The following is a 4,483-nucleotide window of genomic DNA, read 5'->3' on the forward strand; positions in this document are numbered from 1 at the left end:
GGGCGGTCCTCCTCGTCCCGGACGGGACCCAACCCTCGGCGCCGGCGCGCTGTCAGTGCCTCCGAGTCGTCAGTCTGGCCATTCGGTGACACAGTGTCCCGGTGCCCGCCGTGTCCTTCGCCCCGTACCGGCGGGCGCTTCGGAGCAAGCCGCTGCGAACCGCACTCGTCCTGGGCACCCTCGTGCGGATGCCGGTGTTCGCGAGCACCGTCCTGCTGACCATCCACGTCGTGTCGTCCCTGGATCGCAGCTACACCGCGGCGGGCGTGCTTGCCGCCGCGGCAACGGTCGCCATCGCCGTCAGCGGGCCCTGGCGCGGGCGCTTGCTCGACAGGTACGGCCTGCGGCGCGTGGTCCTGCCCTCGATCCTCGTCGCACTCGTGTGCTGGAGCATCGCCCCCTTCGTCGACTACCTGCTGCTGCTGGGCCTCGCGGTGCTGGCCGGCCTGTTCGTCATCCCGACGTTCTCCATCACCCGACAGGCCGTCATCGCAGCCGTCGGGGAGGAGGAGCGCCGGACGGCGATCTCGTTGGATGCCGTGGCGGTCGAGCTGTCGTTCATCGTCGCCCCGGCGGTCGCCGTCTGGGCGGCGACGGTGTGGGACACCTCGTGGGTGCTGTTCTGGATCCAGATGCTCGGCGTGGGTGCGGGCATCCTCATGTACGTCGTCGACCCACCGTTGCGCGGTGAGGGTGAGGCGGTGGTCGGCACCGCCCGCGCCAGCAGCCGGACGTGGTTCCGGCTGCCGTTCCTCGCGGTGTGCCTGGCTGCCACAGCGACCACCGTCGTGCTGGCGGGCTCGGACATCTCGATCATCGCCGTCATGCGCGACATCGCCGCGGAGGGGCAGATCGGTCTCGTGCTCGCGGTGTGGGGGCTGGGGTCACTCATCGGTGGCTTGCTCTACGGGGCGCTGCACCGGCCCATCTCGGCGTTCTGGCTGCTCGCCGGCTTGGCGGCCGCCACCTTCCCCATGGCACTGGCCTCCTCGACCGTCCAGCTGGCCGCGTCCGGCTTCGTCGCCGGCCTGCTGTGTGCGCCGACGATCACGGCGACCATCGACCAGGCCAGCCGGATCGTGCCCGCGCAGGTGCGCGGCGAGGCCATGGGCTGGCACGGCTCGTTCATGACCACCGGTGGGGCCATCGGGGCACCCTTGGCTGGCTTGGCCATCGACCGGGGCGGGCCCGGGGCCGGCTTCGTCGTGGTGGCCGCCGTGGGCGTCGTGGTGGCCGCGCTGGGTCTCACGGCGGTATCCGTGCGGCGAGCCACGGCATCCGCAACCTAGACTCGGGGCCGCCCGAAGACCACCCCAACCTGCCCTGAAGTGGACCCCATGTCTGGACCGAACACCAGCTACGACCCCGTCGAGGTCGCCGCGCTGGATCCGCACGCCATCGAGGAGGCCGTCACCGAGGCCCTCGCTGCGGCTGCGGCCGCGACCTCGCTCGACGAGCTCAAGGCCGCCCGCACCGCGCACCAGGGGGACAAGAGCCCCCTGGCCCTGGCCAATCGAGAGATCGGAGCCCTGCCGCCGAGCGCCAAGGCCGAGGCCGGCAAGCGCGTCGGGCAGGCTCGCGGGCGCGTGGCGCAGGCGTTCACGGCCCGTCAGGGTGAGCTCGAGATCGAGCGTGACGAGCGGATCCTCACCGACGAGGCGGTTGACGTGACGCTGCCCTCGGGTCGCCGCCCGCTGGGTCGCCGGCACCCGATCGAGCTGATGAGCCAGCGCATCGCCGACCTGTTCGTCGGCATGGGCTGGGAGATCGCCGAGGGCCCCGAGATCGAGGCCGAGTGGTTCAACTTCGACGCCCTGAACTTCGATGCCGACCACCCGGCGCGCCAGATGCAGGACACCTTCTACGTCGACCCGCCCGAGGGTGGGCTCGTGCTGCGCACCCACACCTCGCCGGTGCAGGCCCGCACCCTGCTCGAGCGTGGCGTGCCGGTCTACGTCGCGGCGATCGGTCGGGTGTTCCGCACCGACGAGCTCGACGCCACGCACATGCCGGCCTTCCACCAGGTGGAGGGACTGGCCGTCGACGAGGGCATCACGATGGCCCACCTCAAGGGCACCCTCGACCGCCTCGCCACCGAGCTGTTCGGTGAGGGCATCACGACACGACTGCGCCCGAGCTACTTCCCCTTCACCGAGCCGAGCGCCGAGATGGACCTGCGCTGCTTCGTCTGCCGTGGCGAGGACCCGGCCTGCCGCACGTGCAAGGGCACCGGCTGGATCGAGTGGGGTGGCTGCGGGATGGTCAACCGCAACGTGCTGACGGCCTGCGGGGTCGACCCCGACCGCTACACGGGGTTCGCGTTCGGCATGGGGATCGACCGCGCCCTGATGTTCCGCACCGGGGTCAGCGACATGCGGGACATGATCGAAGGTGACGTGCGCTTCGACGCACAGTTCGGGATGGAGATCTGATGCGCGTTCCCATCGACTGGCTGCGCGAGTACGCCGCGGTTCCCCACGACGCCACGGGTGAGCAGATCGCCGCCGACCTCGTGCGCGTGGGTCTCGAGGAGGAGGGCCTGCACACCGGTGGTGTCACCGGCCCCCTCGTCGTCGGCCGGGTGCTGACCAAGACCCCCGAGCCGCAGAAGAACGGCAAGACGATCAACTGGTGCACCGTCGACGTCGGTGACGCCAACGGCACCGGAGAGCCCCAGGGTGTCGTGTGCGGTGCGCACAACTTCGATGCCGGGGACCTCGTCGTCGTCATCCTGCCCGGCGGCGTGCTCACCACCCCGATGGGGCCGCTCACCGTCAGCGCGCGCAAGACCTACGGCCACGTCTCGGCCGGGATGATCTGCTCCGAGCGCGAGCTGGGGATCGGGGACGACCACGACGGCATCCTCGTCCTGACGAAGAGGTTCGCCGGCGACGAGGCCACCCTGGCCACGCTCACCCCCGGCACGGACGCGCTCCCGCTGCTCGGGCTCGACCGCGAGACCGTCGAGGTCAACGTCACCCCCGACCGCGGCTACTGCTTCTCGGTGCGCGGCATCGCCCGCGAGTACGGGCACGCCACCCGGGCCGCCTTCACCGACCCGGTCACCGCTCTGGATGCCGCGGCCCCCGCCGCGACCGAGGGCGGCTTCCCCGTCGTGCTCGACGACCAGGCCCCGATCCGGGGCCGGGCCGGTTGCGACCGCTACGTCGCCCGCATCGTGCGGAACATCGACGTCTCCGCGCCCGCGCCGCGCTGGATGGCGACCCGGCTCACCGAGGCCGGCATGCGCCCCATCTCGTTGCCCGTCGACGTGACGAACTACGTCATGCTCGGGCTCGGGCAGCCGCTGCACGCCTTCGACCTCGACACCCTCCAGGCGCCCATCGTGGTGCGGCGGGCCCGGGCCGGCGAACGGCTCACCACGCTCGACGACGCCGAGCGCAGCCTGGGTGAGGGCGACCTGCTGATCACCGACCACGACGGCGAGCGCGCGATCGCAATCGCCGGCGTGATGGGTGGGGCGGAGACCGAGGTCGGTGCGACCACCCGGAACGTGCTCATCGAGGCGGCCCACTTCGACGCGGTGAGCATCGCCCGCACCGCTCGGGCCCACAAGCTGCCCAGCGAGGCCTCGCGCCGGTTCGAGCGAGGCGTCGACCCGGCGCTCGCCGCCGCCGCAGCCCAGCTCGCCGTGGATCTCCTCGTCGAGCACGGCGGGGGAGTGGCCGACCCCGAGGTCACCGACGTCGGCAGCCCGGCGGCACCGGACCCCGTGACGATGCACGTCGACTTCCCGTCCAAGATCGTCGGGATCGTCTACCTCGAGAGCGAGGTCGTGTCGATCCTGTCGTCCATCGGCTGTTCGGTGACTCGAGAGGGTCACCTGCTGACGGTCATCCCGCCGACGTGGCGCCCTGACCTCACGACCGCCGAGGACCTCGTCGAGGAGGTCGCCCGCATCGCCGGGTACGACGGCATCCCGTCGATCGTGCCGACACCGCCCGGAGGCGCGGGGCTCACCCACGCCCAGCGCACCCGGCGCCTCGTCGCCGACGTCCTCGCCGGACAGGGCCTGTCCGAGGTGTGGAGCGCCCCGTTCGTCGGTGCCGACCGCTTCGCCGACCTGGGGCTCGACGTCGAGGCCGAGGTGGCTCGCACGGTGCGCCTGGCCAACCCGTTGTCCGAGGAGGCGCCGCTCATGCGCACCCGCCTGCTCGCGACGCTCGTCGACGCCCTGCGGCGCAACGTCGCCCGCGGCAGCCGCGACGTCGGCCTGTTCGAGCTGGGGCTCGTCGTCGCGCTCGACGGGCCGCAGGCGGCGGCGCCCACCGAGGACGTCGGCATCCACCCCTCCGCCGAGACCCTGGCGGCGATCCGGGATGCCGTGCCGCCGCAGCCGCGCCACGTCGCCTTCCTGCTCGCCGGCGAGCGCGAGCGCGCCGGCTGGTGGGGGCCGGGCCGTCCGGCCGACGTCACCGACGTCGTCGACCTCGCGCGCACCCTCGGTGAGGCCCTCGGGGTG

General features: G+C 72.3%; 3 protein-coding genes. All 3 read left to right on the forward strand.

Annotated features, from left to right (window positions below; all coding sequences use genetic code 11):
- Positions 1-101: 101 nt before the first annotated feature.
- Positions 102-1,289 (forward strand): MFS transporter, encoded by a 1,188-nt coding sequence (locus PLL68_RS05365; RefSeq protein WP_324532358.1) that lies wholly within the window; start codon positions 102-104, stop codon positions 1,287-1,289.
- Between the two features lie 48 nt (positions 1,290-1,337).
- On the forward strand, positions 1,338-2,432 hold the full coding sequence (gene pheS, locus PLL68_RS05370; RefSeq protein WP_324532360.1) for a phenylalanine--tRNA ligase subunit alpha: 1,095 nt from the start codon (positions 1,338-1,340) through the stop codon (positions 2,430-2,432).
- A partial coding sequence (pheT, locus tag PLL68_RS05375; protein ID WP_324532362.1) for a phenylalanine--tRNA ligase subunit beta occupies positions 2,432-4,483 on the forward strand: 2,052 nt, incomplete at its 3' end. The genes pheS and pheT, both read left to right, overlap by 1 nt.

The sequence above is a fragment of the Ornithinibacter sp. genome, from assembly GCF_035443565.1.
Taxonomy (GTDB): Bacteria; Actinomycetota; Actinomycetes; order Actinomycetales; family Dermatophilaceae; genus Fodinibacter.